The following is a 22,058-nucleotide window of genomic DNA, read 5'->3' as shown; positions in this document are numbered from 1 at the left end:
CCCCGGCCCCGGCACCCCCGCGACCCGTGCGACAGCCGTAGGCTTTCCTCATGCAGCCCTCTCCGGAGCAGAGTCCGCATCACGCCTACCCCGATCACTGGGAGGCGGACGTGGTGCTCCGCGACGGCGGCACCGCGCGGATCAGGCCGATCACCACGGACGACGCCGAGCGGCTGGTCAGCTTCTACGAGCAGGTTTCCGACGAGTCGAAGTACTACCGCTTCTTCGCGCCCTACCCCCGGCTCTCCGCCAAGGACGTCCACCGCTTCACCCATCACGACTACGTCGACAGGGTGGGACTGGCCGTCACGGTGGGCGGCGAGTTCATCGCCACCGTCCGCTACGACCGGATCGACGCGACCGGCCGCCCCGCCTCGGCCCCCGCCGACGAGGCCGAGGTCGCCTTCCTCGTCCAGGACGCCCACCAGGGCCGGGGCGTGGCCTCGACCCTGCTCGAACACATCGCGGCCGTCGCCCGCGAGCGGGGCATCCGGCGCTTCGCCGCGGAAGTGCTGCCCGCCAACACCAAGATGATCAAGGTGTTCCGGGACGCCGGCTACACCCAGCAGCGCAGCTTCGAGGACGGCTCCGTCCACCTCACTCTGGACCTCGAACCGACCGCCGAATCCCTCGCCGTCCAGCGCGCCCGCGAACAGCGCGCCGAGGCCAAGTCCGTGCAGCGGCTGCTCGCCCCCGGCTCCGTCGCCGTCATCGGCGTCGGCCGCACCCCCGGCGGCGTCGGCCGCACGGTCCTGCGCAACCTGCTCGGCGCGGGCTTCACCGGCCGCGTCCACGCGGTGAACAGCGCGTTCTCCGCGGACCAGGGCACCATCGACGGGGTCCCCGCGCACCGCTCCCTGGCGGAGATCGGCGAGCCGGTCGACCTCGCGGTGGTCGCTGTGCCCGCCGACCGGGTCCCGGAAGCCGTCGCGGACTGCGGCGAGCACGGCGTCCAGGGGCTGGTGGTCCTCTCCGCCGGTTACGCCGAGTGGGGCGCCGAGGGCCGCGAGCGCCAGCGGGAACTGGTGCGCCAGGCCCGTTCGTACGGCATGCGGATCATCGGGCCCAACGCGTTCGGCATCATCAACAACTCCGAGGCGGTCCGGCTCAACGCCTCGCTCGCCCCGGACCGGCCCGCCTCCGGGCGCATCGGCCTGTTCACCCAGTCCGGCGCGATCGGCATCGCCCTGCTCTCCGGGCTCTACCGGCGCGGCGCGGGGCTCTCCACCTTCATCTCGGCCGGCAACCGGGCCGACATCTCCGGCAACGACTTCCTCCAGTACTGGTACGAGGACCCGGACACCGATGTCGCCCTGCTCTACCTGGAATCACTGGGCAACCCGCGCAAGTTCACCCGCCTCGCCCGCCGTACCGCCGCCGTGAAGCCGGTCGTCGTGGTCAAGGGCGCCCGGCACAGCGGCTCCACCCCGCCCGGCCACGCCGTCCCCGTCAGCCGCATCCCCGACTCCACGGTCTCCGCGCTGATGCGGCAGGCGGGCGTCATCCGCGTCGACACGGTCACCGAGATGGTCGACGCCGGACTCCTCCTCGCCGACCAGCCGCTCCCGGCGGGCGGACGCGTCGCGATCCTCGGCAACTCGGAGTCCCTGGGGCTGCTCACGTACGACGTGTGCCTGGCCGAGGGGCTGCGCCCGCGCCCGCCCATCGACCTCACCACCTCCGCCACTCCGCAGGACTTCCGGGACGCGCTTTCGGCGGCGCTGGCCGACGGGGCGTGCGACGCCGTGATCGTGACGGCGATCCCGTGGGTCGGCGAGGACGGCGAGGCGGAGTCGGGCGACGGCGAGGTCCTGGCCACCGCTCTGCACGCGGCGGCCGCCGCCGGACCGGCCAAGCCGGTCGCCGTGGTGCACGTCGAGATCGGCGGCCTGGCGGAGGCGCTGGCCGCCGCCACCAGCACGGTGGCGCAGCCGCGGCCGGCCACCCAGCCGTTCACGGCGGTGCAACAGGCGCCGGGGGCCGTCGCGCCGGGCGCTCCCACCGCCCCGCCGAGCGCCACAACCACCGGCACCCCGGCCCCCGCGCCATCCGCCGCCGGCGCCCCTCAGACACCCCGGGCCCCGCAGACACCCCTAGCCCCCCAGGCTCCCGCATCCCCCGGCACCGCCCAGGACGCCCCCCGCATCGGCCGTATCCCCGCCTACCCCGCCGCCGAGCGCGCCGTGCGGGCGCTCGCCGAGGCGGTGCGGTACGCGCAGTGGCGCCGCCAGGCAGCGACGCCCGGCAAGGTGCCGGACTTCCTCGACGAGACCATCGACGCCCAGGGTGCCGCCGCCCGCATCGACGCGCTCCTCGGCGAGGACCCCGACCCGCGCGGCCGGCCGCTCGGCCACGAGGAGGCCCGCGAACTGCTCGCCTGTTACGGCATCGCCGTACGTCCCGCGCTGCCCGCCCCCGGCCCGGAGGAGGCGGTGGCCGCGGCCGCCCGGCTCGGTTATCCGGTGGCGCTCAAGACGACCGCGCCCCATCTGCGGCACCGGGCCGACCTCGGCGGCGTACGCCTGGACCTCGACAGCGAGGCGGCCCTGCGCCGCGCGTACGGCGATCTCACCGACCTGCTCGGCAAGCCGGCGGAGCTCCGGCCGGTCGTCCAGGCCATGGCGCCGCGCGGCGTCGACACCGTCGTGCGGGCCGCCATCGACCCGGCGGCCGGCGCCGTGCTCTCCTTCGGCCTTGCCGGGGCGCCCTCCGAACTGCTCGGCGACACCGCCCACCGCCTGGTCCCGGCCACCGACCGCGACGCCGCCGAGCTGATCCGGTCCATCCGCGCCGCCCCCGTCCTGTTCGGCTGGCGTGGCGCGGCGCCGGTGGACACCGCCGCACTGGAGGAGCTGTTGCTGCGGGTCTCCCGGCTGGTGGACGACCATCCCGAGGTGGTCTCCATCGCCCTGGAACCGGTCGTGGTCGCCCCGCAGGGCCTCTCGGTGCTCGGGGCGAGCGTCCGCCTGTCGCCGCCCCCGGCCCGGAACGACCTCGGCCCGCGCCGCCTGTCCAACTACTGACGCGGCCCCGCTCGCGTCCCCCTGGACCGGCCGGGGCAGGGCTCCGGCGGCGTCCCCGGCAGCCATCCGGCCCCCGTAGGATGGTTCTCATGGCTAAGACCGGTACGACGACCCAGGGGCTGCGCGCGGCGATCGAGCGCAGCGGCTACTACCCGGCCCTCGTGGCCGAGGCGGTGGAGGCCGCCGTGGGCGGTGAGCCGGTCGTTTCGTACCTGGTGCACCAGGAGACGACCTTCGACTCCAACGAGGTGCGCCGGCACGTCACGGTGCTGGTGCTCACGGACACCCGCTTCATCGTCAGCCACACCGACGAGCAGAACGCGGACACCAGCTCCCCGTCGCCGTACGCCACCACCTCGACGGAGTCGGTCAAGCTGGACCGGATCTCCTCGGTCGTGGTCAGCCGCGTCGTCGCCAACCCGGAGAAGTACGTTCCCGGCACCCTGCCCCGCGAGGTCGTCCTGACCATCGGCTGGGGCGCGGTCTCCCGGATCGACCTGGAACCGGCCGCCTGCGGTGACCCGAACTGCGAGGCGGACCACGGCTATACCGGCAGCACCACCGCGGACGACCTGAGCCTGCGGGTCAGCGAGGCCGGCGACGGCCCGGACACCGTGCGCCAGACCCTCGCCTTCGCCCAGGCGCTCTCCGAGGCCACGGCCGCGACCCCCGCGGCCGGCCGCTGATGGCCCAGCCGGCCTGGCAGGACGACTTCGTCCCGCTGTCCGTCGAGTCCGCGCCCGTCCCGGAGTACGGCAGCGGCTCGCTCGCCGATCTGCTGCCCACGCTGCTCGCGGGCCAGGAAGTGCCCGGCTTCGACGCGTCCATCGGCGAACTCGCTCCCGCCGACCGGAACTGCGTCTTCCTGATCGACGGCCTCGGCTGGGAGCAGATAAAGGCCCACCCCGACGAGGCCCCGTTCCTGCACTCGCTGCTGCCGACCTCGCGCGGCGGCTCCGGCCGCCCGATCACGGCCGGCTTCCCGGCCACCACGGCGACGTCGCTGGCCTCCGTGGGCACCGGCCTGCCCCCCGGCGAGCACGGTCTTCCCGGTTACACGGTCCGTAACCCCGAGACCGGCGAGCTGATGAACCAGCTCCGGTGGAACCCGTGGACCCCGCCGAAGGCGTGGCAGCCCCACCCCACCCTCTTCCAGCTCGCCGACGCCGCCGGAGTGCGTACCGCCCAGGTCTCCGCCCCGGCCTTCGAGCAGACCCCGCTGACCAAGGTCGCGCTGAGCGGCGGCTCCTTCCTCGGCCGGCTCAGCGGCGAGGAGCGGATGGACACCGCCGCCGAACGGCTGGCCGCCGGAGACCGCTCGCTCGTCTATACGTACTACAGCGAGGTCGACGGCAAGGGGCACCGCTTCGGCACCGACTCCGACGCGTGGCGCGGGCAGCTGATGTACGTCGACGGGTTGGCCCGGCGCCTGGCCGAGCAGCTTCCGCCGCGCTCGGCGCTCTACATCACCGCCGACCACGGCATGATCGACATCCCCTTCGACGAGCAGTCCCGGATCGACTTCGACGAGGACTGGGAGCTGAGCGCCGGCGTCGCGCTGCTCGGCGGCGAGGGCCGGGCGCGGCATGTGTACGCCGTCCCGGGTGCCGCGTCCGACGTGCTGGCCGTCTGGCGAGAGGTGCTGGGCGAGCAGTTCTGGGTCGCGAGCCGGGACGAGGCCGTCGCGGCGGGCTGGTTCGGCCCCCGCGTCGACGAGCGCGTCCACGGCAGGATCGGCGACGTGGTCGCCGCCGCCCACGACGACGTGGTGATCATCGCCTCGCGCAACGAGCCGCACGAGTCGGCCATGGTCGGCATGCACGGCTCCATGACCCCCGTCGAGCAGTTCGTCCCGCTCCTCGAAGTACGCTCCTAGCCGTTCCGCCGCTTGCTCTTCCCCTTCCGAAAGGTGCTCAACCCGTCATGCCCGAGCTTGTGTTCTTCTCCGGAACGATGGACTGCGGAAAGAGCACCCTGGCCCTCCAGATCGGCCACAACCGATCGGCGAGGGGCTTGCAGGGCGTGATCTTCACCCGGGACGACCGGGCGGGGGAGGGGAAGCTCTCGTCCCGCCTCGGCCTGGTCACGGAGGCCGTCGAGGCCGACGAGGACATGGACCTGTACGCGTATCTCGTCGCCCAGCTGTCCCAGGGCGGCAGGGTCGACTACGTGATCGTGGACGAGGCGCAGTTCCTGGCCCCGGCTCAGATCGACCAGCTGGCCCGGGTCGTGGACGACCTGGAGATGGACGTCTTCGCCTTCGGTATCACGACGGACTTCCGCACCCGGCTCTTCCCCGGCTCGCAACGGCTGGTCGAGCTCGCCGACCGCATGGAACAGCTCCAGGTCGAAGCCCTCTGCTGGTGCGGCGCCCGCGCCACGCACAACGCCCGGACCGTGGACGGCGAAATGGTCGTGGAGGGGGCCCAGGTCGTCGTCGGCGATGTGAACCGCCAGGCGGGCGAGGTCGGTTACGAGGTCCTGTGCCGCCGCCACCACCGACGCCGCGCGACGGCGGCCTCCGCGCAGGCGGCCGCGCTCTCCCCGGACGTCCTGCCGGTGAGCTCCGCCTGACGCTCAGCCCGCCGTTCGCAGCGGGCAGCCCGTGCCGGCGCGCGCGATGAGGTCGGCCCGCAGCGCGGTGAGCTGGGCCATGCGGGCGTCGATCGCCGCGATCTTCTCCTCGAACAGGGCGGACAGTGCCTCCGCGCTGTCCGGTGCGCCGCGCAGTTCCTCGCCGGTGCGTGCGATCTCGGCCAGCGAGAAGCCGAGCGCCTGGGCGGTGCGCACGTAGGCGAGCCAGGGGACCGTCTCCGGTGGAAAGTCGCGGTAGCCGTTGGGCAGCCGCTGCCCGGAGACCAGCCCGGTTCTCTCATAGAAGCGGATGGTGTCCCTGCTCAGCCCCGTCTGGGCGGCCAGTTCCCCGATACGCACGGCTCTCCCGCCTTCCGGGTTCGCGGACTTGACCTTGGACAGTACTCCAGTGTTTACGGTCGGGGGAGTCCGTGAAGGAAGCCGTCAGGAGCCCCGCCTTGTTCCGTACCGTCACGCCCTCCCACCCCGCCTATCCGCGTTTCGTGCGCGCGAGCGCGTGGTACGACCTCGTCGTCACCGCGGGGTTCGCCACCCCGTGGACGTACGGGTTGGTGCACAAAGCGCTGTCCCGGCTCGGGGAGGCGATCGGGGCGGGCGCTCTGCCCGCCCTCGACCCGATCGGAACCCTCTACGCCAACCTCATGGGGTCGGTGGTGGTCGTCTGGGCGCTCCTGCGCCTCGTCCGCCCGCTGCCGGTGCACGGTCTGTACGACGGCCTCGCGCGCACGCTGTTCGCCTTGTGGCAGGCGTACGCGCTCGCCCACGGGGCCCCGTACTGGCTGGGGTTGTTCCTGATGGCCGAGGTGGCGTTCGGCGTCGTCCAGCTCGGCCCCTGGCGGCTCGTGCGCGGCGCGGTCAGCGCGCCGCCGAGCGCTGGATCGTGAAGACCGCGCCCTCCGGGTCCGCGACCGTCGCGACCCTGCCGCTCGGGCCCTCCCTCGGCGGGCTCAGGACCTGCCCGCCGAGCTCCGCCACCTGTTGCGCGGCCTCGTCCGTGTCGGTCACCTCGAAGTACGTCATCCAGTGCGGTCCCCGGTCGCGCAGCAGGGCGTGGCCGACGCCGTGCAGCGAGGCGACCGGGCGGCCCTGAAGGTGCAGCGTCTGGTAGTCGAAGTCCGCCGAGACGACGGCCTTGGCCTCGTAGCCGAAGACCGCCTGGTAGAACTTGGCGACCGTCGCCGTCTCCCTGGTCACCAGCTCGTTCCAGACCGGGGTGCCGGGCGCCCCGGCCAGCGCGGTGCCGACGTGTGCGGCGGCCTGCCAGATGCCGAAGACGGCGCCGCCCGGGTCGGAGGCGATGGCCATTCGGCCCGCCTCGCCCGCGTCGAGCGGCCCGACGCCGACCGTGCCGCCGCAGGCCCGGATGGTCTCCGCCGTCTGATCGGCGTCGTCGGTGGCCAGGTAGGTCGTCCAAGCGATCGGGAGATGCCGCTCCGGCGGCAGCTGGCCGATGCCCGCGACCTCCTTCCCGTCGATCAGCGCCCGTACGTACGGGCCGAGCTGCTCGGGGCCGGGGCCGAACTCCCAGCCGAACAGCTCGGCGTAGAAGTTCTGGGTCGTGCGCAGGCCGTGCACGATCAGGCTCACCCAGCAAGGTGTTCCGGGTGTACGCCGAGCGGCAGCCTCGGTCATCGTCACTCTCCTCGGACCATCGTGGTGGCCGTACGGGAATACGGGGCCGGCGCGCCGTGGTGCGGTGCGAGTCGTGTGCGCCCCGTGCAGATGCTTGCACCACCGGGCGTGGGATGCGCTCCGGCCGCGCCGTCGTGTCCGGGATCTCGTCCCAGCCGGACCGGTTTGTCCTGGTATAGCCGCTTGGTCGTTGTTACGGCCAGGCGGGCGCTTGCGCGAGGATGGCACGCATGAAGCCCATCATCTCCGCATCCGAATGCGCGAGCGAACTGGCGGGGCCGCGTCCGCCGCTGCTCCTGGACGTACGTTGGCAGCTGGGCGGCCCGCACGGCCGGCCCGACTACGAGGCCGGGCACATCCCCGGCGCGGTCTTCGTGGACCTCGACGCGGAGCTCGCAGGTCCCGCGGGCACGGGCGGCCGCCATCCGCTGCCCGACCCGGCGGAATTCGGCGCCGCGATGCGCCGGGCCGGGGTCCGTCAGGGCGGCCCGGTCGTCGTCTACGACGGCGGTCAGGGCTGGGCGGCCGCCCGGGCCTGGTGGCTGCTGCGCTGGGCGGGGCATTCCGACGTACGGGTGCTGGACGGCGGCCTCGCGGCCTGGACGGGGGAGCTGTCGAAGGAGACCCCGGACCCGGCCGAGGGCGACTTCGTGCCCGCCCCGGGGGCGCTGCCGCTGCTCGACGCGGACGGCGCCGCGGCCCTGGCCCGCTCGGGTGTCCTGCTCGACGCGCGGGCGGCCGAGCGCTACCGGGGTGACGTGGAACCCATCGACCGGGTCGGCGGCCACATCCCCGGCGCGCTCTCGGCGCCGACCGGCGAGAACGTGGACGCCGACGGCCGATTCCTGAGCCCCGAGCGCCTGGCCGCCCGGTTCGCCGGGCTGGGCGTCGCCGGGGAGGACGCGGCGGTCGGGGTCTACTGCGGCTCGGGCGTCTCCGGGGCCCAGCAGGTGCTGGCGCTGGAGCTCGCCGGGCACCGGGCCGCCCTCTACGCGGGCTCCTGGTCGCACTGGTCCGCCGACGGGTCGCGCCCGGTCGCCACGGGGCCCCAGCCCGGCTAACGGGACGCCGTCGCGCGAGGACGACGCGCGAGGGCCCGTACGCGCTCGCGTACGGGCCCTCGGCATACCGTCTAGTCCTGCTTCTTGCGGCGGGTGCCGAAGACGATCTCGTCCCAGCTGGGCACCGCGGCTCTGCGCCCGGGCCGGACCCCGTCCGCCTCGGCCTGCCGGTCCGTCGTGCCCGTCAGCCTGTCGCGGTGACCGGCGACCGCACGCGGCATCAGGACGTCCGCGTAGGCGGAGCCCGCTCCGGCCGAAGCGGCCGGAGGCTCCTCGGCCTCCGGCTCCCGCTCCGGCGGCTCGATCGCCGGGGGCTCGGGCGGCGCGGGCCGCTCCGGTACGACCATGTCACCGCGGAAGCTGGGCACCGCCTCCAGCAGGCTGGTGAGGGAATCCCGCTCGCTCGCGGTCACCCCGGCGATCCGCTCCTCCGGCTCCGGGGGCGGCGGCGGGGCCGGACGCTCGATCTGCCGGTCGAGCGCGCGGTCCAGCGGCCGGTCGCGCGGCAGCCGGGCGATCCGGGGCACGAACGGGAAGCTGGGCTCGGGCGCCGCGACCTCGTCCGTCTCGCCGATCAGCGAACGGGCCTCGTCGTCCACGGCCTGGACCAGCCGGCGCGGCGGGTCGTACGTCCAGCTCGCCGAGTGCGGCTCACCCGCGACCCGGTAGACGAGGAGGACCTCCCAGGTGCCGTCGTCGCGGCGCCAGGAGTCCCACTGGACGGTCTCCCTGTCGGCGCCGCGCAGCAGCAGCCGCTCCTGCACCGCCTCACCGAGCTGGGGTCCGGTGTTCTCGCCGGGACGGCGCACGGGAGTCTTCCGGGCCCGCTCGGCCATGAAGGCGCGCTCCGCGAGCACGGGGCCCTCGAAGCGGCGGACACGGTCGACGGGGATCCCGGCGAACTGGGCGACCTCCTCGGCGGAGGCGCCGGCTCGTATCCGTGCCTGGATGTCGCGCGGGCGGAGGTGGCTCTCCACCTCGATCTCGATCTGGCCGAGCCGGGCGCGGTCGTTGCGCACGGCGGCTCGCAGCCGCTCGTCGATCGGAAGCGTGTACTCCGTACTGTCGGCAGCCTTGAGCACCAGTCGTGTGCCGTCGTTGGAGACGGCCACGACACGCAGTTCGGGCATGGGGACCTCCCGGGTGGTGCCTGCCGACGTCACGTGCGTCGCTGCTTCCGCTAGTCGAGTGTGGCCTGCCCGGGTGCAGCCTGCCACAACATTGCCGTGTTGCCCGGCGTGTCGGGCGTGAGCCCTTGATCGCCGGTATGCCACGGTAGCCCTTGCGCAACGCAAAGTGACCGATGGTCACTCCGTGTAGCAGGCCGCCGTGCGATGCCGTGCGCCGCCGGATCGAGTGCCTCCTTCGGCCCCCTCCCGAAGGTTCCGGACGCCCGCGCGGGTGTCCGGCCCCAGGGCTCGCCACAGTACTCCATTCGGGCCATGTGGGTGGACCGCCGCGCCGTCGAACTTCTCGTGAGGTGCGGGGGTTGGCCTACCCCTCCAGACGCCTCCCGCTCATGATCCGTGTCGTGCTTCACATAATCCACGCAACCGGAACTTTCGGCTTCGCTCACGTGTCCCTAGTTGGTGCATGGTGGGAGAGATGTCAATCAAGGGCTGGAAATGGTGCAGAAGCCGGAAAGCGACATAGAACCCAAGGAGAGGCGGATCGACCTGAGCCTGCCCCAGGTGGCGGGCAGCGCGGTGGCCGCGGTGGCGGCGGCCGTGGCGGCTTCCCAGCTCGGTGTGTACGGAACCATCGCGGGCGCCGGAGTCATGAGCGTCGTGGCGACCTGCGGCGGCTCGGTCTTCCAGCACTTCTTCCGTCGTACGGGAGAGCAGATCCGCGTGGTCACGGTCCAGGTGAAGCACCCGGACCGCGAGGTGACCGTTCACACCCGCGAGACCGGTGCGCGGCGGCCGGAGTCGGAGTCCTCGCCGCAGGAGACCGTCCTGCTGGGCGCGGTGGACGACGCCACGAGGGTCCTGCGCCGTACGGACCCGCGGCCGGACGAGACGATGCTCCTGCGCCGGGGAAACGCGGACGAGACGATGCTCCTGCGCCCTGCGGACCCCGACGAGACGACGCTCCTGCGCCGCGTGGGGCCCGACGCGGCGGCCGTACCGCGCGGCGTCGGCGCCGGGCCGGACGAGGAGTTCTCCGAGGCCACCACGCACGGCACCCGGCTGCGGGGGTGGAAGCGGTCGGCCATCGGCGCGGCCGTGGTGTTCGCGGTCTCGATGGCCGGCATCACCACGTACGAACTGATCTCCGGCGACGACCTGAGCGGCGGGCACGGGACGACCGTGGGCTCCGTCGTACGCGGTGGGCACGGCAGCGGGCCTTCCACGCCCGAGCCGGCCGAAACCAGCGGCCCCGGTCAGGACGGGACGAACCCCGGCCGGCAGGACGAGGACGGCACGGCGACGCCCGGCACCGGCGGCCGGAACGAGGACGGCACCGCCCCGCAGCCGGACCGGAGCGGCGCTCCCACCGGAGAGGCGACGCCCTCGCCGACCCCCTCGGCCCCGGCGGGCGGCGGCGTCGAGCCCACGCCCACGCCCACCCCGAGCGCCACGGACGGCGGCGAGAGCACGACGCCCGACCCGGCGGCCACGGACGGCGCCCCGGTGCCCGAGGGCACCGGAGCGGGGGAGTGAGCCCGGGTCAGTCGCCCAGCACCCGGCGCAGGTAGTCGTTGCCGAACAGCCGGTCCGGGTCCAGCCGGTCCCGCACGGCCGTGAACTCCCCGAAACGGGGATACACCCCGGAGAGGTAAGCGGCGTCCCTGGTGTTGATCTTGCCCCAGTGCGGGCGGCCGCCGTGCGCGGTCATGATGCGCTCCACCGCCGTGAAGTACGCCTGGTAGGGCGTGCCCCGGTACATGTGGACGGCGATGTACGCGGTCTCCCGGCCCGACGCCGTGGAGAGCGCGATGTCGTCGGCCGGCGCGGTGCGCACCTCCACCGGGAAGCTGATCCGCAGCGGCGAGCGGTCCACCATCGCCCGGACCTCCCGCAGCGCCTCGACGGCGGCCTCACGCGGCAGCGCGTACTCCATCTCCACGAACCGCACCCGGCGCGGGCTGGTGAACACCTTGTACGGGATGTCGGTGTACGTACGCGCCGAGAGGGCCCGGCTGGAGATCCTGGCGATCGAGGGGATCGTGGCGGGAACGGCCCGGCCGAGCGCGCAGGCGACCTGGAAGACGCCGTTGGACAGCAGCTCGTCCTCGACCCAGCCGCTGACCTTGCCGGGCGGAGCGGCGGGACCGGCGCTGCGGTTGTTGCGCTTGGTGTTGCAGTTCCCGGTGTGCGGGAACCAGTAGAACTCGAAGTGCTCGTTCTCGGACGCGAGCTGATCGAAGTCGGTCGTCACCCGGTCGAAGGCCATCGGCTCCTCGCGGGCGGTCAGCAGGAAGACCGGCTCCACGGCGAAGGTGATCGCGGTGATGACGCCCAGCGCGCCGAGCCCGATCCGCGCCACAGCGAACACGTCGGCGTTCTCGGTCTCCGAACAGGTCAGCACCGTGCCGTCCGCGGTGACCAGCTCCAGGGCGCGTATCTGCGCGGATATCGACGCCGAGTCACGGCCGGTGCCGTGCGTGCCGGTGGAGGTGGCTCCGGCGACCGTCTGCTCCATGATGTCGCCCATGTTGGTGAGCGAGAGGCCCTCGCGGGCCAGCGCGGTATTCAGGCGCTTCAGCGGGGTGCCCGCCTCGACCGTCACCGTCATCGCCTTGCGGTCGATCTCGCGGATGCCGGTCAGCAGATCGGGCCGGATCAGCAGCCCGTCGGTGGCCGCGGTCGAGGTGAACGAGTGCCCGGTGCCGACCGGCTTCACCCGGAGCCCGTCCTCGGCGGCCCTGCGCAGCGCCTCGGCCAGCTCGTCAACGGAGGCGGGGGACACGGTCCGGGCGGGCCGCGCGGTGACGGTCCCCGCCCAGTTGCGCCACGGGCTCGCCGTCCGTGCGTAGGTCTCGGTCATCTTCCCCGCGCCCTTCCCTAGGCACCGGCCCACCCAGCCGGCGCTTCCGACGGCCGTGAACCATGGGTTACCGGCCGGTTGGAGGGGGATCATACTCACGGTTCCCGCACATCCATCCACCCCTCCCGCCGCCTGGTGCGGGGGCCGGAAGCGCCCGCTCCGGACGTCGGTGCCACCCCGCCCGGGCGCGGGTGGCAGGATCGACGGCATGTCCGATCTGCGCGATCCCGCCCCCTACGACGCCCTGTTGCTGCTCTCCTTCGGCGGCCCCGAAGGCCCGGACGACGTGGTTCCGTTCCTCGCGAACGTGACCCGCGGCCGGGGCATCCCCGAGGAACGGCTCAAGGAGGTCGGCAAGCACTACTTCCTGTTCGGGGGCGTCAGCCCGATCAACGCCCAGAACAGGGCACTGCTCGACGCACTGCGCGAGGACTTCTCCGAGCACGGGCTGGACCTGCCCGTGTACTGGGGCAACCGCAACTGGGCCCCGTACCTCACCGACACCCTGCGCGAGATGGTCGAGGACGGCCACCGCCGCATCGCGGTCCTGGCGACCAGCGCCTACGCCTCGTACTCCGGCTGCCGGCAGTACCGCGAGAACCTCGCCGAGTCACTGGCCGCCCTGGAGACCGAGGGCCTTCCCGTGCCTCGCGTGGACAAACTCCGGCACTACTTCAATCACCCCGGCTTCGTGGAGCCCATGGTCGAGGGCGTCCTGGCCTCGCTGGCCGACCTGCCCGACGAGGTGCGTCCCGGCGCGCACCTGGCCTTCACCACGCACTCCATCCCGACCTCGGCGGCCGACACCTCGGGGCCCGTGGAAGCGCACGGGGACGGCGGCGCCTATGTCGCCGAGCACCTCGACGTGGCCCGGCTGATCGTGGACGCGGTGCGCGAGCGGACCGGTACGGCCCACCCCTGGCGGCTCGTCTACCAGTCGCGCAGCGGCGCGCCGCACATCCCGTGGCTGGAGCCCGACATCTGCGACCACCTCGAAGCGCTCCACGGCGACGGGGTCCCCGCCGTCGTGATGGCCCCCATCGGCTTCGTCTCGGACCACATGGAGGTCCTGTACGACCTCGACACCGAGGCCACCGCCAAGGCCGCCGAGCTGGGCCTGCCGGTACGCCGCTCCGCGACGGTCGGTGCCGACCCCCGGTTCGCCGCCGCCGTGCGCGATCTCGTCCTTGAACGGGCCGCCGCCGAGCGGGGCGGCGAACCGCGGCGGTGCGCCCTCGGGACGCTCGGCGCGAGCCATGACCTCTGCCCGGTGGGCTGCTGCCCGGCCCGGGCGCCCAAGCCCGCCGCCGCGGGCGCCGACAGCCCCTACGCGTAAGCCCTCGCCCTTCCCCGTCCGCCGCCCTCTCAACCTCTTAGGGAACGCCGTGACCCAAGTCGAACACTCAGTGGAGACCCTGCTCGAACTCGCCCGGGAGGCCGCGGAACTCGCCGGCCGGCTGCTGCGCGACGGGCGTCCGGCGGGACTGGGCGTGGCCGCGACCAAGTCCAGCCCGGTCGACGTCGTGACCGAGATGGACATCGCCGCCGAGAAGCTGATCACCGAGTACCTGATCGACAACCGTCCCCTCGACGGCTACCTCGGTGAGGAGGGCGGCACGACCGCCGAGGGCGTCAGCGGCGTGCGCTGGGTGATCGACCCGCTCGACGGCACCGTGAACTACCTCTACGGACTTCCGTCCTGGGCCGTCTCCATCGGCGTCGAGATGTACGGCGAGCGGGTCGCCGGTGTGGTGGAGGTTCCGATGCGCGGCGAGACGTACTTCGCGCGGCGCGGCCACGGGGCCTTCGTCACGGGCGGCTCGTACGGCAACAAGGACGTCCGGCTGCGGTGCCGGGAGACCGCCCCGCTCGCCGAGGCGCTGGTGGCCACCGGCTTCAACTACGTCGCCGAGGTCCGGGCCCACCAGGCCGAGGTGGCGCGCGACCTCGTTCCGCAGGTCCGGGACATCCGGCGCGGCGGTTCCGCCGCGATCGACCTCTGCGACGTGGCCGCCGGCCGCCTCGACGGCTACTACGAGCGCGGGCTGCACCCCTGGGACCTGGCCGCGGGCGACCTCATCGCCCGGGAGGCCGGCGCCCTCACCGGCGGGCGTCCGGGCAGGCCGGCCGACGGCGAGCTGACCGTCGCCGCGTCCCCCGGGGTCTTCGAACCGCTCCAGGCCCTCCTGGACGAGCTGGGCGCCTGGCACGACTGACCCGGGGCCGCCGAGCCGTACCAGGGCAGCAGAAAGGCCCCGAGGCCGCCGTACGGCGGCCTCGGGGCCTTTCGCCCATTGCGACGGTCAGGCGTTCGTCGTCGTGCTGATCCGCACACCGTGCTCGGCGGCGAGACGACGGAGGTCGTCCAGCTCGCTCTGCTCGACGTCCGCGAGGAAGTCGTCGCCCGTCTCGCGGGCCTTCGTGAGGTCGTCCTCGGTCGTCTTGATGCGGTGCAGCAGACCTGCGGTGAAAGCGTCCATGAAGCGCCCCCTCATCGTGGGTCGGTGGCACGGGGGTGTGCCCGGGTTTCCCTCCGCCGAGGCGGTAGGGCGGGTGATCACGCACTCTCCGGGGGACGGAGGGGCCTGTGACAACGCCACATGGGAAGACGTGATCGCGGGTGTGAATGCGTACTCCCCCGCCCGAAGCTCAGAGAAACCTCAACTGGCCCGGAAATCCCGTTGCTTCCCCGAAGTCCCAGGTGGGGGCGGGACGTCTTACCGCCGGTTTATGCGGGTTGCGGGCAGGATGGAGCCGCACAAGTGTGCCGGGGCGGTGCCCGCGGCGCGGACGGCCGGGCCGTCCCGGACGCCCGGAGCCCCGGGGTGCAGACCGCTTGCGAAGTTCTAGGGAAGGAAGCGCCGTGCGCGTACTCGTCGTGGAGGACGAGCAGCTGCTCGCCGATGCGGTGGCCACCGGATTGCGCCGTGAGGCCATGGCCGTCGATGTCGTGTACGACGGGGCCGCGGCCGTGGAGCGCATCGAGGTCAACGACTACGACGTCGTGGTGCTCGACCGCGACCTCCCCCTGGTCCACGGCGACGACGTCTGCCGCCGGATCGTGGAGCTCGGCATGCCCACCAGGGTGCTCATGCTCACCGCGTCCGGGGACGTCAGCGACCGGGTGGAGGGCCTGGAGCTCGGCGCGGACGACTATCTGCCCAAGCCCTTCGCGTTCAGCGAGCTCACCGCCCGGGTACGGGCTCTCGGCCGGCGTACGACCGTCGCCCTGCCGCCCGTCCTGGAGCGGGCCGGCATCAAGCTGGACCCCAACCGCCGGGAGGTGTTCCGGGGCGGCCAGGAGGTTCAGCTCGCGCCCAAGGAGTTCGCCGTCCTGGAGGTCCTGATGCGCAGCGAGGGCGCCGTCGTCTCGGCGGAGCAGCTGCTGGAGAAGGCGTGGGACGAGAACACCGACCCGTTCACCAACGTCGTCCGGGTGACCGTCATGACCCTGCGCCGCAAGCTCGGCGAGCCGCCCGTGATCGTCACGGTGCCCGGCTCCGGCTACCGGATCTGACGCCGGTGCCCGCCGTGCCGCCCCCAGCCGGGGCGCCCCCGAAACCCACCTGGGAGCCCAAACAGCAGGAGCCGCCCTACCCGTGGCTGCGCCCGACCATCCGGATACGGCTCACGCTGCTGTACGGCGGCATGTTCCTGATCGCGGGCATCCTGCTGCTCTCGATCATCTACATGCTGGCCGCCCAGGCCATGCACGTGGGCAGTGAGCTGCCGTTCAAGGTCGTGAGCGGAAAGGTGACCAGCGATGTCTGCAATCTGCCCGAGCAGGCGTCGCCGGACGACTTCAACGCCGCGATGAACGCCTGTGTGAACCACCAGCGCCAGCAGGCGCTGGACACGCTGCTCAACCGGTCGCTGCTGGCCCTGGTGGGGCTCAGCATCATCGCGTTCGCCTTCGGCTACGGCATGGCGGGCCGGGTGCTCTCGCCGCTGGGCCGGATCACCCGCATCGCCCGCACCGTGGCCGGGACCGACCTGTCCAGGCGCATCGAGCTGGACGGGCCGGACGACGAGCTCAAGGAGCTGTCCGACACCTTTGACGACATGCTGGACCGGCTGGAGCGGGCCTTCACCGCGCAGCAGCGGTTCGTCGGGAACGCCTCGCACGAGCTGCGCACGCCGCTCGCCATCAACCGCACGCTGCTGGAGGTCCACCTCTCCGACCCGAAGGCCCCGCCCGAGCTCCAGCAGCTGGGCAAGACGCTGCTGGCCACCAACGAGCGCAGCGAGCAGCTCGTGGAGGGCCTGCTGCTGCTGGCCCGCAGCGACAACCAGATCATCGAGCGCAAACCCGTCGACCTCGCCGAGGTCGCCTCGCGCGCCGTGGACCAGGCGCGCGGCGAGGCCGAGGGCAAGGGCGTGGACATGCGCGTGGAGCTGGCCGAAGCCGTCGTCCAGGGCAACGGCGTCCTGCTGGAGCGCATCGCGCTGAACCTCGTACAGAACGCCGTCCGCTACAACGTCCCGGGCGACGGCTGGGTGGAGGTGAGCACGGCACTGCTGCCCGGCGAGGCGGTGCTCGTCGTCTCGAACACGGGCCCCGTGGTCCCGGCGTACGAGATCGACAACCTCTTCGAGCCGTTCAGACGGCTGCGTACGGAGCGGACGGGCAGCGACAAGGGGGTCGGGCTCGGTCTGTCGATCGCGAGGTCCGTCGCCCGCGCCCACGGCGGCCGTATCATCGCCGAGCCCCGCGAAGGCGGTGGTCTTGTGATGCGCGTCTCACTGCCGGTCTGACCGGCGCGTGAGGAGCTTTGCGCACCGATTATTTTTTGTTCGCTTTGAGCGGAATTTTCGGGACCTGATCTCGAAGAGACCGTGTGTGATCGATCACAGGAGCGAATATCTCCCTGTCCACGCTCCGTGACCAGGGAACTCACCGGAAACCCGGCGAATCACCGGGTTTTCGGGGACAGGCATGACGGGAAGTACACGGGGTGGCACCTGCGAAGGGTGCCGCCGGGACCGTGTACGGTCCCCATCGCCACCCAAGCCGATCACTCCCGAGCGGTCCTTTTGGGTGTCGATTGAGTAACAGACCTTGATGTGAGGCAAAATCTCCGCCTCAGGTCGGGCACAAGTCCGGCCTCTCACGCGTTACGAGCGCTGAGACACCGCAGACACCCAGAGGGGGAGAGCGACATGGCAACGGATTACGACACCCCACGCAAGACCGACGACGACGTCGATCAGGACAGCCTTGAAGAGCTGAAGGCGCGCCGGAGCGACAAGACGGCGTCCGCCGTCGACGTCGACGAGTTCGACGCGGCCGAGGGACTTGAGCTGCCCGGCGCAGACCTGTCCAACGAGGAGCTGGCCGTACGGGTCCTGCCCAAGCAGGCCGACGAGTTCACCTGCATGAGCTGCTTCCTCGTGCACCACCGCAGCCAGCTGGCCCGCGAGAAGAACGGTCAGCCGATCTGCCGCGACTGCGACTGAGATCCGGTCGGCCGTGGCAGGGGACACACCGTTCCGCAAGCGGCGCCCCTGGGGCAGAAGGCCACCGGAGGCGCACCAGGGCGGTACAGGCCCGGCAGAAGACGCCCAGGCGTCTGCCGAGCGGTCCGCCCTGCCACCCTCGCCGGACGGACAGGACGACGAGCGGGGCCTGCAGGCGGCCTCGCTCGAAGCAGCCGAAGTAGCGGTACGCGCAGCCCGTGAGGCTGTCGGAGTCGACACGGCCGATGGGGCCGGACAGGTCGGCAGGACGGAGCCCGTGACCGGGGCAGGCCGTCTGAGTTCAGTGAAACGGGGTGTACGCAAGGGCGGGGAGAGCGCCAAGGAAGCGATCGGTCAAATCGCGGACCTGATCATCCACATCGCTCCCCGCGTCCCTGTGCGTGACCTCGCCACCCTGCGCAAGCACTTTCCCGGCCTCGGGCCGGAGGAGATCGCGGACCGGCTCGTCGTGGGCGCGAGCCGCGCGACCGCCACCGTCGGTGCCGGAATCGGCGCCGCGGCCATGATGCCCGTGCCGCCCGCGATGCTCGCCGAGCTGGCCACCGAGGTCACCGGCGTCGCCGCCATCGAGATGAAGCTCGTCGCCGAACTGCACGAGGTCTACGGACGCCGTCCCCCGGGCGGCGTCGGCCGGCGTTCCACCGCCTACCTCTCCGCCTGGACCGAGGAACGCGGCATCGAGGTCACCCGGCCCGCCTCGGTCGACGCGGCACTGAGCGGCCGGATGAAGCGCGAGCTGCGCCGCCAGATCATGAAGCGCACCGCGCGCAACCTGCCGAGCCTGATCCCGTTCATGATCGGCGCCGCGGTCGGCGCTTCCATGAACCGGCGCGACACCAGGAAGCTCGCCGAACGGGTCAGGAAGGACCTGCGCGGGAAACAGATCCCCTGGGACCGCCTCCCGGATCAGCCCCCGCTGCGACCGGAGGCCTGAGCCCGGACCGCCGCGTCCAGCGCCGCCACGAGGGCCTTCGGCTCGCGCGTCGAGAGATAGACGTACGGGGTCGGGTCCTCCGGGTCGGTGACCTCGATCCGGACCGCCGTGGGGATGTAGCTGCGCAGCAGCATGAACGCCCGGACGTCCGCCTTGTGCGTGCGCCAGGCGCGCGCCTCCTCGGCGTCCAACACCTCGGCATCCCCGAGCGCCGAGACCGGGATCCGCGCGTCCCCGGCGACCAGCGCGCCGGCCACCACGCGGATGCGGGCGGAGCCGTACGAACTGACCGCGACGGCCGACAGGACCGTGCCGCCGGCCAGGCCGGCGAGGAGCGGCAGAGTGCCCAGCGGCAGCAGCATCAGCGCGCACGCGATGCCGATCAGGACGGCGATCAGCCACCACGAACGGGGTGCGGTGAGGCGCTCGTCGTAGGGCGGGGTCGAAGGCTGCATGGCTCCAGCTTGGCACGGCGCGACCGGCGGGTACCCGCGCGGGTAAGGTCTGCGCCTGTGAGTGGAACATCTGCGGCTCTGACGCCCCCGGCCGACGCGGTGAAACCGGTCCGGCACCCCGACGCCCCGGCCCCCGGCGAGCTCCTGGGCGCGCACTACGAGCACTGCTTCGGCTGCGGCTCCGGCCAGCCTCACGGGCTGCACCTCCAGGCGCGGGCCGGCGAGGGCGTCCGGGTGACCGCCGAGTTCACCGTGAAGGCGGCCCACCAGGGCGCCCCGGGCCTGGCGCACGGCGGGGTGCTGGCCACCGCGCTGGACGAGACGCTGGGGTCGCTGAACTGGCTGCTGCGGGTCATCGCGGTCACCGGACGGCTGGAGACCGACTTCGTGCGGCCCGTCCCCGTCGACACCGTCCTGTTCCTCGACGCCGAGGTCACCGCCGTGCACGGCCGGAAGATCTACTCCCGGGCCACCGGCCGGATCGGCGGCCCGGACGGGCCGGTCGCGGTGCGTGCCGACGCACTGTTCATCGAGGTCAAGGTCGACCACTTCATCGAGAACGGCCGCCCCGCCGAGATCCAGGCGGCCATGGCCGACCCCGACCAGGTCAGGCGCGCCCGAGCCTTCGAGGTGAACCCGTGATGCGTCACCCCGTCGACGTCCTGATCCGCCGGGTCGACCCGGACGTGCCGCTTCCGTCCTACGGGCACCCCGGCGACGCCGGCGCGGACCTCGTGACGACCGAGGCCGCCGAGCTCGCGCCGGGGGAGCGGGCCGTACTGCCCACCGGGGTTTCGATCGCCCTGCCCGACGGGTACGCCGCGTTCGTGCACCCACGATCCGGCCTCGCCGCCCGCTGCGGAGTCGCCCTGGTGAATGCCCCGGGGACGGTCGATGCCGGGTACCGTGGAGAGATCAAAGTGATCGTCATCAATCTCGACCCGCGCGAGTCCGTGCGGTTCGAGCGGTTCGACCGGATTGCCCAACTGGTCGTGCAGCAGGTCGAGAAGGTGCGCTTCCACGAAGTGTCGGAGCTTCCCGGCTCGGCGCGGGCCGAAGGGGGCTTCGGGTCCACCGGCGGCCATGCCGCCGTTGATGTTGATGGCGTCCGGGGCGGGGTTCCCCAGGGCGGGAACAGCTACGCTTCGGTCGAATCCGACCGGGAAGGACAGTGACGTGTTCGGACGTCGCAAGAACAGTGGTGCCGCCGATGACACGGCGGACGAGGCGCGCGAGGCCGAGCAGGTCGTCGACGAGCAGGATGACGCCGAGGGCGAGACCCGCCGGACGAACCTTCCGCCGGCGCCGCGCCCGGACGGTCCGTGGGACATCAGCGAGGTGTCCCAGCCCGGTGACGGCCGGGTCGACCTGGGCGGCATCCTCGTGCCCGGCGTCGAGGGCATGGAGCTGCGCGTGGAGGTCGCCGGTGACGCGATCGTCGCCGCCACCGTCGTGATGCGCGACAGCGCCATCCAGCTCCAGGCCTTCGCCGCCCCCAAGAAGGAGGGCATCTGGGGCGAGGTCCGCGAGGAGATCGCCACGGGCATCACCCAGCAGGGCGGCATCATCGACGAGGTCGAGGGCCCGCTGGGCTGGGAGCTGCGCGCTCAGGTCCCCGTACAGCTTCCCGACGGGGCGAACGGCGTGCAGCTGGTGCGCTTCGTCGGCGTCGACGGCCCGCGCTGGTTCCTGCGCGGTGTGATCTCCGGCCAGGGCGCCGTGCAGCCGGAGGCCGCCGGGCTCCTGGAGTCGGTCTTCCGGGACACCGTGGTCGTCCGCGGCGAGGGCCCGATGGCCCCGCGCGACCCGATCGTCCTCAAGCTCCCCAACGACGCCCAGATGGTTCCCGAGGGCGTGCAGCAGGAGGAGCAGGAGGGCTCGAAGTTCTCCGGTGGCATGGCGGGCCTCCAGCGCGGTCCCGAGATCACCGAGGTGCGCTGACCGCACCCGCGGACACCGGCCGGTGGGCCGTACCCCTTCCCCGGGGTGCGGCCCACCGGTGCGTACGGGGGCGACACCTCGTACGGGCGCGTCCGACGGACGATGCGAGGGATGACGGGAGGGGCATTGCCCGGTCCCGTGCCACCTGCACATACTGGCGGCCGACAGGACCGAGGACCCACGGGGGAACACCATGACCGAGAACACCGCCGACACCAGCACCGGCGGAGGCGCCGGCACCGCCGTCGCCGACGGCCCCATGGTCCGCGTCGAGGACCTGCACCGCTCCTACGGCTCCGGTGCGGGAGCGGTGCACGCGCTGCGCGGCGTCTCCTTCGACGTGCCGCGCGGCGAGCTCGTCGCCCTCAAGGGACGCTCCGGCTCCGGCAAGACGACCCTGCTCAACCTCGTCGGCGGCCTCGACGCCCCGGACGGCGGCCGGATCACCGTCGACGGCACCGACCTCTCCTCGCTCGGCGAGAACGGGCTCCTGGAGCTGCGCCGGGACCGGATCGGATTCATCTTCCAGTCCTTCGGCCTGATCCCGATCCTCACCGCCGCCGAGAACGTGGGCGTGCCCCTGCGGCTGCGCAAGGCCGACCCCAAGGAGCGCGAGGAGCGGGTGTCGCTGCTGCTCTCCCTGGTCGGCCTCGCCGACCACGCCGCACAGCGCCCCGGCGAGCTCTCCGGCGGCCAGCAGCAGCGCGTGGCCATCGCCCGCGCGCTCGCCAACCGGCCCGCCCTGCTGATCGCCGACGAGCCGACCGGACAGCTCGACGCGGAGACCGGGCTCGCGGTGATGGAGCTGCTGCGCGCCGTCGTGCGCAGCGAGGGCGTCACCGCGCTCGTCGCCACCCACGACGCACAGCTCCTCGGCCTCGCCGACCGGGTCCTCGAACTCAGCGACGGCCACATCATCGAGCACTGATCACCGGCCGGGGGAGCGGTA

The 22,058-nt window shown here is 72.7% G+C and carries 23 protein-coding genes; 17 read left to right on the top strand and 6 right to left on the bottom strand.

What is annotated here, in order from left to right; all coding sequences use genetic code 11:
- Nucleotides 1-50 precede the first annotated feature (50 nt).
- The 4 genes from ACZ6C6_RS16135 to ACZ6C6_RS16120 all read left to right on the top strand — a co-directional run bounded on the left by ACZ6C6_RS16135 (nt 51) and on the right by ACZ6C6_RS16120 (nt 5,597).
- The gene (locus ACZ6C6_RS16135) at nt 51-3,023 is read left to right on the top strand and encodes a bifunctional acetate--CoA ligase family protein/GNAT family N-acetyltransferase (RefSeq protein ID WP_469203180.1); all 2,973 of its coding nucleotides are present in this window, start codon (nt 51-53) and stop codon (nt 3,021-3,023) included.
- A gap of 89 nt (nt 3,024-3,112) precedes the next feature.
- On the top strand, nt 3,113-3,709 hold the full coding sequence (locus ACZ6C6_RS16130) for a DUF5998 family protein (protein WP_469203179.1): 597 nt from the start codon (nt 3,113-3,115) through the stop codon (nt 3,707-3,709).
- Nucleotides 3,709-4,899, top strand: coding sequence for an alkaline phosphatase family protein (locus tag ACZ6C6_RS16125; protein WP_469203177.1), 1,191 nt, complete (start codon nt 3,709-3,711; stop codon nt 4,897-4,899). Before ACZ6C6_RS16130 ends, ACZ6C6_RS16125 begins: the two co-directional genes overlap by 1 nt.
- A gap of 47 nt (nt 4,900-4,946) precedes the next feature.
- Nucleotides 4,947-5,597, top strand: a complete 651-nt coding sequence (locus ACZ6C6_RS16120) for a thymidine kinase (protein ID WP_469203175.1) — start codon at nt 4,947-4,949, stop codon at nt 5,595-5,597.
- Between the two features lie 3 nt (nt 5,598-5,600).
- Here the strand turns inward: ACZ6C6_RS16120 and ACZ6C6_RS16115 are convergent, their stop codons facing one another.
- Entirely contained in the window at nt 5,601-5,957 is a 357-nt protein-coding gene (locus tag ACZ6C6_RS16115; RefSeq protein ID WP_469203173.1) for a MerR family transcriptional regulator, read from the bottom strand.
- Between the two features lie 98 nt (nt 5,958-6,055).
- On the opposite strand from ACZ6C6_RS16115, the gene ACZ6C6_RS16110 reads away from it, so the two are divergent.
- Nucleotides 6,056-6,502 carry a hypothetical protein gene (locus tag ACZ6C6_RS16110; RefSeq protein ID WP_469203172.1) on the top strand — a complete coding sequence of 149 codons (447 nt, stop codon included), beginning with the start codon at nt 6,056-6,058 and terminating at the stop codon, nt 6,500-6,502.
- Here the strand turns inward: ACZ6C6_RS16110 and ACZ6C6_RS16105 are convergent.
- Nucleotides 6,474-7,250, bottom strand: a complete 777-nt coding sequence (locus ACZ6C6_RS16105) for a VOC family protein (protein WP_469203170.1) — start codon at nt 7,248-7,250, stop codon at nt 6,474-6,476. The genes ACZ6C6_RS16110 and ACZ6C6_RS16105 overlap by 29 nt on opposite strands.
- Nucleotides 7,251-7,480: 230 nt before the next feature.
- Between ACZ6C6_RS16105 and ACZ6C6_RS16100 the strand changes: the two genes are divergently transcribed.
- On the top strand, nt 7,481-8,311 hold the full coding sequence (locus ACZ6C6_RS16100) for a sulfurtransferase (RefSeq protein ID WP_469203168.1): 831 nt from the start codon (nt 7,481-7,483) through the stop codon (nt 8,309-8,311).
- A gap of 71 nt (nt 8,312-8,382) precedes the next feature.
- Here the strand turns inward: ACZ6C6_RS16100 and sepH are convergent, their stop codons facing one another.
- Nucleotides 8,383-9,441: a septation protein SepH gene (sepH, locus tag ACZ6C6_RS16095; RefSeq protein ID WP_469203166.1), complete on the bottom strand. Its 1,059-nt coding sequence runs from the start codon at nt 9,439-9,441 to the stop codon at nt 8,383-8,385.
- A 495-nt stretch (nt 9,442-9,936) separates the two neighbouring features.
- Here sepH and ACZ6C6_RS16090 point away from each other — a divergent pair, with 495 nt between their 5' ends.
- Entirely contained in the window at nt 9,937-10,974 is a 1,038-nt protein-coding gene (locus tag ACZ6C6_RS16090) for a hypothetical protein (RefSeq protein WP_469203164.1), read from the top strand.
- A 7-nt stretch (nt 10,975-10,981) separates the two neighbouring features.
- On the opposite strand, the gene ACZ6C6_RS16085 is transcribed toward ACZ6C6_RS16090, so the two are convergent.
- Nucleotides 10,982-12,301 carry a D-arabinono-1,4-lactone oxidase gene (locus ACZ6C6_RS16085; RefSeq protein WP_469203162.1) on the bottom strand — a complete coding sequence of 440 codons (1,320 nt, stop codon included), beginning with the start codon at nt 12,299-12,301 and terminating at the stop codon, nt 10,982-10,984.
- Nucleotides 12,302-12,509: 208 nt separating this feature from the next.
- Between ACZ6C6_RS16085 and ACZ6C6_RS16080 the strand changes: the two genes are divergently transcribed.
- Nucleotides 12,510-13,637, top strand: a complete 1,128-nt coding sequence (locus ACZ6C6_RS16080; RefSeq protein WP_469203160.1) for a ferrochelatase — start codon at nt 12,510-12,512, stop codon at nt 13,635-13,637.
- Nucleotides 13,638-13,686: 49 nt separating this feature from the next.
- Complete coding sequence (locus ACZ6C6_RS16075; protein ID WP_469203158.1) at nt 13,687-14,517, top strand: inositol monophosphatase family protein; 831 nt, start codon at nt 13,687-13,689, stop codon at nt 14,515-14,517.
- Between the two features lie 87 nt (nt 14,518-14,604).
- On the opposite strand, the gene ACZ6C6_RS16070 is transcribed toward ACZ6C6_RS16075, so the two are convergent.
- Nucleotides 14,605-14,781, bottom strand: a complete 177-nt coding sequence (locus ACZ6C6_RS16070; protein WP_383295039.1) for a hypothetical protein — start codon at nt 14,779-14,781, stop codon at nt 14,605-14,607.
- Nucleotides 14,782-15,164: 383 nt separating this feature from the next.
- Between ACZ6C6_RS16070 and ACZ6C6_RS16065 the strand changes: the two genes are divergently transcribed.
- From ACZ6C6_RS16065 to ACZ6C6_RS16050, 4 genes are all read left to right on the top strand, one after another.
- Entirely contained in the window at nt 15,165-15,818 is a 654-nt protein-coding gene (locus ACZ6C6_RS16065; protein WP_143617776.1) for a response regulator transcription factor, read from the top strand.
- Between the two features lie 5 nt (nt 15,819-15,823).
- Nucleotides 15,824-17,056 (top strand): sensor histidine kinase, encoded by a 1,233-nt coding sequence (locus tag ACZ6C6_RS16060; RefSeq protein WP_469203156.1) that lies wholly within the window; start codon nt 15,824-15,826, stop codon nt 17,054-17,056.
- A 405-nt stretch (nt 17,057-17,461) separates the two neighbouring features.
- A complete protein-coding gene (locus ACZ6C6_RS16055; protein WP_003965732.1) occupies nt 17,462-17,758 on the top strand; it encodes a DUF4193 domain-containing protein in 297 nt (98 codons plus the stop codon).
- A gap of 13 nt (nt 17,759-17,771) precedes the next feature.
- On the top strand, nt 17,772-18,713 hold the full coding sequence (locus ACZ6C6_RS16050) for a hypothetical protein (RefSeq protein ID WP_469203153.1): 942 nt from the start codon (nt 17,772-17,774) through the stop codon (nt 18,711-18,713).
- Here the strand turns inward: ACZ6C6_RS16050 and ACZ6C6_RS16045 are convergent.
- Nucleotides 18,686-19,168: a DUF3093 domain-containing protein gene (locus ACZ6C6_RS16045; RefSeq protein ID WP_469203151.1), complete on the bottom strand. Its 483-nt coding sequence runs from the start codon at nt 19,166-19,168 to the stop codon at nt 18,686-18,688. The genes ACZ6C6_RS16050 and ACZ6C6_RS16045 overlap by 28 nt on opposite strands.
- A 57-nt stretch (nt 19,169-19,225) precedes the next feature.
- Between ACZ6C6_RS16045 and ACZ6C6_RS16040 the strand changes: the two genes are divergently transcribed.
- The 4 genes from ACZ6C6_RS16040 to ACZ6C6_RS16025 all read left to right on the top strand — a co-directional run bounded on the left by ACZ6C6_RS16040 (nt 19,226) and on the right by ACZ6C6_RS16025 (nt 22,037).
- A complete protein-coding gene (locus ACZ6C6_RS16040; protein ID WP_361024997.1) occupies nt 19,226-19,810 on the top strand; it encodes a PaaI family thioesterase in 585 nt (194 codons plus the stop codon).
- Nucleotides 19,810-20,343, top strand: a complete 534-nt coding sequence (gene dut / locus ACZ6C6_RS16035; RefSeq protein WP_361025289.1) for a dUTP diphosphatase — start codon at nt 19,810-19,812, stop codon at nt 20,341-20,343. The genes ACZ6C6_RS16040 and dut overlap by 1 nt, the downstream gene beginning before the upstream one ends.
- 1 nt (nt 20,344) lies before the next feature.
- Nucleotides 20,345-21,109 carry a DUF3710 domain-containing protein gene (locus tag ACZ6C6_RS16030; protein WP_469203149.1) on the top strand — a complete coding sequence of 255 codons (765 nt, stop codon included), beginning with the start codon at nt 20,345-20,347 and terminating at the stop codon, nt 21,107-21,109.
- Nucleotides 21,110-21,302: 193 nt separating this feature from the next.
- The gene (locus ACZ6C6_RS16025) at nt 21,303-22,037 is read left to right on the top strand and encodes an ABC transporter ATP-binding protein (protein ID WP_469203147.1); all 735 of its coding nucleotides are present in this window, start codon (nt 21,303-21,305) and stop codon (nt 22,035-22,037) included.
- Nucleotides 22,038-22,058 lie beyond the last annotated feature (21 nt).

This window comes from Streptomyces sp. NPDC041814 (genome assembly GCF_055590565.1).
Note: the sequence above shows the minus strand (reverse complement) of the source record. Positions and strands in the feature narration are given on the sequence as shown.